Genomic DNA, 4,911 nt, shown 5'->3' on the forward strand with positions numbered 1-4,911 from the left:
CGCGCTGAGAAAACGCCGTATTGACGCATAAGAAAAGGCTATGTTCACGCTGTGAATCGCCCTGGTGACGAGGTGGTTGCACCGCGTGGCCAAATGATCACGCACACAACGCAATTCGCAAATTCTGTCCCCTTGGACCGGACGTGAATGCTGAGCTCTTGTTATCAAATACCTTAGGGTTCAATAAGTTACGGTGTCGCCGCGGCGCCGAGGTGCCCGGCGAACGATGAAGCCCGTGCCACCATGGATTGCATGCTTACCGAGGCCGGCGGCGCACACCAACTCGGCGCGGGCGCGCGCTGGTCGGTCATGGCCGTCTCCCTGGGGGTTACGGCGACCTCGTTCCTGTTCATCAACGGCGTTGCGTTCCTGATCCCTTCGCTGCAGGGGCGCAGGGGCATTTCGTTGACCGAAGCGGGCCTGTTGTCATCGATGCCGAGTTGGGGCATGGTCGTCACGCTCGTGCTCTGGGGCTGGGTGCTGGACCGCGTCGGTGAGCGGGTCGTGCTGACCGCCGGTTCTGCGCTCACGGCGGTGGCGGCGTACGCGGCGGCGTCGGCCCACTCGATGGTGGCCGTCGGGGTCTTCCTGTTTCTCGGGGGGATGGCCGCCGCCAGCTGCAACACCGCCGGCGGCCGGCTGGTGTCCGCCTGGTTCCCGGCGCATCAACGGGGCCTGGCGATGGGCATCCGCCAGACCGCGCAACCGTTGGGGATCGCCCTGGGTGCGCTCGTGATACCGGAGCTGGCCGAGCGCGGTCCCCGTTCCGGGCTGATGTTCCTCGCGCTGATGTGCACGGTGGCCGCGATGGCCAGCGCGCTCGGGATCGTCGATCCGCCGCGAAAATCCCGCAAGATAGCCACCGAGGCCGAGCTGGCCAGCCCGTATCGCGGATCGTCCGTGCTCTGGCGAATTCACGCGGTGGGCGCCCTGCTGATGGTGCCGCAGACGGTGACCGTGACCTTCATGCTCGTGTGGCTGATACACCACCACGGGTGGTCGGTCGCCGCCGCCGGCGGCCTGGTCACCGTGTGTCAATTGCTGGGCGCGGCGGGCCGAATCGCCGTCGGGCGCTGGTCGGACCGCGTCGGCTCGCGGATGCGGCCGGTCCGCACCATCGCGGTCGGCGCCGCGCTGACCCTGTTGCTGCTCGCCCTCACCGACGGCACCGGTTCGGGTTACGACGTGTTGCTCATGGTCGTCATCTCGGTGCTCGCGGTGCTCGACAACGGGCTCGAGGCCACCGCCATCACCGAGTTCGCCGGACCGTTCTGGAGCGGGCGCGCGTTGGGTCTGCAGAACACCACCCAACGGCTGACGGCCGCCGCCGGGCCCCCGCTTTTCGGTGCGCTGATCATGGCCGCCGGATACCCGCCGGCCTGGGCGCTGTGCGCGTTGTTTCCGTTGGCGGCCGTGCCATTGGTGCCCGCGCGGTCGCGCCCTGCCGGATCGCAAGGTGTACCGCCTGGGCCCGGCCGCGATCCCGAGATGGTCGGCGCTTCGCGATAGCCCGTGCCCCAAACGGTTCCGCTCACCGCGATCGGAACCACGACGGCGGCGCCGGGGTGGCGCAATGGTGCGCCGGCTCCCGGTTTTGGCTGGTCGCCGATGAAAGCGCCCCGGCGCAATGCCCCGAGGCGCCGGCGGGGGCCCTCGTCGCTCGGCCGAAATGCGCCCCTGAGCCGCGTTAGCGTGGCCGCGTGGCGCAACCGATCAGCAGCGAGCCCAGGGCCGACCGCGCCCGCCGGGTCGCCGACGTGTTGCGCCAACAGATCCACGCCGACGCCTATCCCGCCGGGTTGCCGGCCGAACACGACCTGGCGGCCGAATTCCTGGTGTCGCGCAACACCGTTCGTGAGGCGCTTGCGCTGCTGAAGCACGAGGGGTTGATCGAGCGCGGGCCCAAGGTCGGCACGCACGTCGCCCAGCGCAAGTACTCGCACGGGCTGGACGCGTTGCTGGGGCTGAAGGAGACTTTCAAGAACCTGGGTGAGGTGCGCAACGAGGTGCGCGCCGCAATGCCCGTCGCCGCGCCGCCGTCGGTGGCCCGCCGGTTGGGGCTGGCGCCCGGCGAACAGGCGGTCTTCATCGAACGCCTGCGCTACCTCGGCGACCTGCCGCTCAGCCTCGATCTGACCTACCTGGCCCCGGGTATCGGGGAGCAGGTGCTGCGCCATCCGCTGGAGACCAACGATGTGTTCGCGCTCATCGAAGAGGTCAGCGGGCAGCGGCTGGGCTCGGCGTCGCTCGCGCTGGAGGCCATCCCCGCCGACGCGCATTCGGCGGCCACCCTGCAGGTGCCCGACGGGGCCGCACTGCTCATGCTGGAGCGGCTCACCAGTCTCGCCGACGGCACACCCGTTGACTTGGAGTACATCCGGATGCGTGGCGATCGAATCACCATGCGCGGCAGCCTGACAAGGAGCGATACATGACGCTGGTCAACAACACCCGGGCCGACGTGCCGGTGACGATCGACGAGTCGTTGTGCATCGACGGCTGCACCCTGTGCGTCGAGGTCTGTCCGCTGGACGCGCTGGCGATCAACCCCGACACCGGCAAGGCATTCATGCACGTCGACGAGTGCTGGTACTGCGGCCCCTGCGCGGCTCGGTGTCCGACCGGCGCCGTCACCGTGAACATGCCCTATCTCCTCCGCTGAAACCCGATGCCATCATGAAAAAGCATGCCCTCCGGCTGCTTTCGGTGGCGAGCGCGCTGGCCGTGTTCGCCAACGGGTGCTCGCTGGAATCGTTCTCGCAATCCTCCGGCGTGGTCAACGTCGTGGTGGGATACCAGTCGAAGACCATCAACACGGTGACCGCCGGCACGCTGCTGCGTGCGCAGGGCTACCTCGAGCGGCGGCTCGCCGACATCACCACCCGCACCGGCACCAGATACGCCGTGCGCTGGCAGGATTACGACACCGGCGCCCCGATCACCGCCCAGATGCTTGCCGAGAAGATCGACATCGGATCGATGGGCGACTACCCGATGCTGATCAACGGGTCCAAGACCCAGGCCAACCCGCTGGCCCGCACGGAAATGGTGTCGGTCACCGGCTACAACCCCAAGGGCGCGCTGAACATGGTTGTGGTGGCGCCCGATTCGCCGGCGACCGCGCTCGCCGACCTGGCCGGCGCCAAGGTGTCGGCCAGTGTGGGCTCCGCGGGCCACGGCACGTTAGTGCGTGCGCTGGGCAGGGCCGGCATCACCGGCGTCGAGGTACTCAACCAGCAGCCCCAGGTTGGCGCGTCCGCGCTGGAATCGGGTCAGGTGAACGGGCTTTCGCAGTTCGTCGCGTGGCCCGGGCTGCTGGTGTACCAGGGCAAGGCCAAGCTGCTGTACGACGGGGCCGAGCTGAACCTGCCGACGCTGCACGGCGTGGTGGTGCGACGCGCATATGCGTCCTCGCACCCGGAGGTGCTGGCGGCGTTCCTGCAGGCGCAACTGGACGCCACCGACTTCCTCAACGACAAGCCGCTCGAGGCGGCGCGCATCGTCGCCCAGGCCAGCGGTCTGCCGCAGGAGGTGGTGTACCTCTACAACGGCCCCGGCGGGACGTCGTTCGACACCACGCTCAAGCCGTCGCTGATCGGCGCGCTGAAAAGCGATGTGCCCTACCTGAAATCGATCGGTGACTTCGCCGACCTCGACGTGGGGAAGTTCGCGGTGGACGATCCGCTGCGCGCGGTGTTCGCCGCCCGCGGGCTGGACTACGCCGCCACCCGGGCGCGGGCCACCAACCCGTCCCTGCTCTCCGGCGACCCCGCGCTGACCAGCGAGCTGTGGTTGGACGGCGCCGACACGACGCAGACGGTCGCGAACCCCACCGGCTTGCTGCGGGCGGTCGCCGAGGCCACCGCCCGCGGCGGGAAAATCCGCGCGGCCTACGTTCCCGACGCCGAGCTCGGCACCCGGTGGTTCGCCGACAAGGCGGTGTGGGTGAAAGACGGCCGAAACTATCTGCCGTTCGGCACGCAGGCCGGGGCGCACCGGTACCTGGGGGCCCACCCGGGCGGCGTCGTGATGAATTACCAGCAGGCACTGGGAGGTTCGGTATGACCGTCGAAGCAGTGGCCGACCGGGCGCCCGGCGTGATCCCGACGCCCGCGCTCGCGCATACGCGGCGGCGCACCTCCGCCTGGGGGTCGCGGCTGCTGCGGCTGGCGTCGGTGCTGGCCGCAATCGGGTTGTGGCAGTTGCTCACCGCGGGCAAGGTGCGGCTGCTGCTGCGGTTCGACACGTTGCCCACCGTCACGCAGATCGTGCACGCGCTGCAGCGGCGGCTCGGTGCCGGCGAGTACTGGCTCGACCTGGCGCAGTCGTTGATCCGCATCCTCACCGGCTTCGGGTTGGCGGCCGTGATCGGCGTGGCGACCGGTGTCCTGCTGGGCCGTTCGCGCCTGTTCGCCGACCTGTTCGGTCCCCTGGCCGAGTTGGCGCGCCCCGTCCCCGCGATCGCGATCGTGCCCGTGGCGATCCTGCTGTTCCCGACCGACGAGGCGGGCATCGTGTTCATCACGTTCCTCGCCGCCTACTTCCCGATCATGGTCAGCACCCGGCACGCCGTGCGGGCGCTGCCGACCCTGTGGGAGGACTCGGTGCGCACGCTGGGCGGTGGCCGGTGGGCGGTGCTGACCCAGGTGGTGCTGCCGGGCATCTTGCCGGGCGTGTTCGGCGGCCTGTCGGTCGGCATGGGCGTGGCCTGGATCTGCGTCATCTCCGCCGAGATGATCTCGGGCCGCCTCGGCGTCGGCTACCGCACCTGGCAGGACTACACCGTGCTGGCCTACCCGCAGGTGTTCGTCGGCATCATCACCATCGGCGTCCTCGGGTTCGCCACGTCGGCGGCCGTCGAGTTGGTCGGCCGGCGGGTGACGCGCTGGTTGCCCCGAGCACAGGAAGGCT

General features: G+C 69.4%; 5 protein-coding genes. All 5 read left to right on the top strand.

Annotation, left to right across the window (positions count from 1 at the left end):
- Positions 1 to 252: 252 nt before the first annotated feature.
- The gene (locus tag A9X03_RS27925; RefSeq protein ID WP_068263982.1) at positions 253 to 1,509 is read left to right on the top strand and encodes an MFS transporter; all 1,257 of its coding nucleotides are present in this window, start codon (positions 253 to 255) and stop codon (positions 1,507 to 1,509) included.
- Between the two features lie 191 nt (positions 1,510 to 1,700).
- On the top strand, positions 1,701 to 2,435 hold the full coding sequence (locus tag A9X03_RS27930) for a GntR family transcriptional regulator (protein ID WP_067784051.1): 735 nt from the start codon (positions 1,701 to 1,703) through the stop codon (positions 2,433 to 2,435).
- A complete protein-coding gene (locus tag A9X03_RS27935; protein ID WP_067752861.1) occupies positions 2,432 to 2,662 on the top strand; it encodes a ferredoxin family protein in 231 nt (76 codons plus the stop codon). The genes A9X03_RS27930 and A9X03_RS27935 overlap by 4 nt, the downstream gene beginning before the upstream one ends.
- 14 nt (positions 2,663 to 2,676) lie before the next feature.
- Positions 2,677 to 4,065: an ABC transporter substrate-binding protein gene (locus A9X03_RS27940; RefSeq protein ID WP_067886982.1), complete on the top strand. Its 1,389-nt coding sequence runs from the start codon at positions 2,677 to 2,679 to the stop codon at positions 4,063 to 4,065.
- Positions 4,062 to 4,911: ABC transporter permease (locus A9X03_RS27945; RefSeq protein WP_067783835.1), on the top strand; the 850-nt coding region annotated here is incomplete at its 3' end. The genes A9X03_RS27940 and A9X03_RS27945, both read left to right, overlap by 4 nt.

The sequence above is a fragment of the Mycobacterium sp. E1715 genome (genome assembly GCF_001667625.1).
GTDB lineage: Bacteria > Actinomycetota > Actinomycetes > Mycobacteriales > Mycobacteriaceae > Mycobacterium.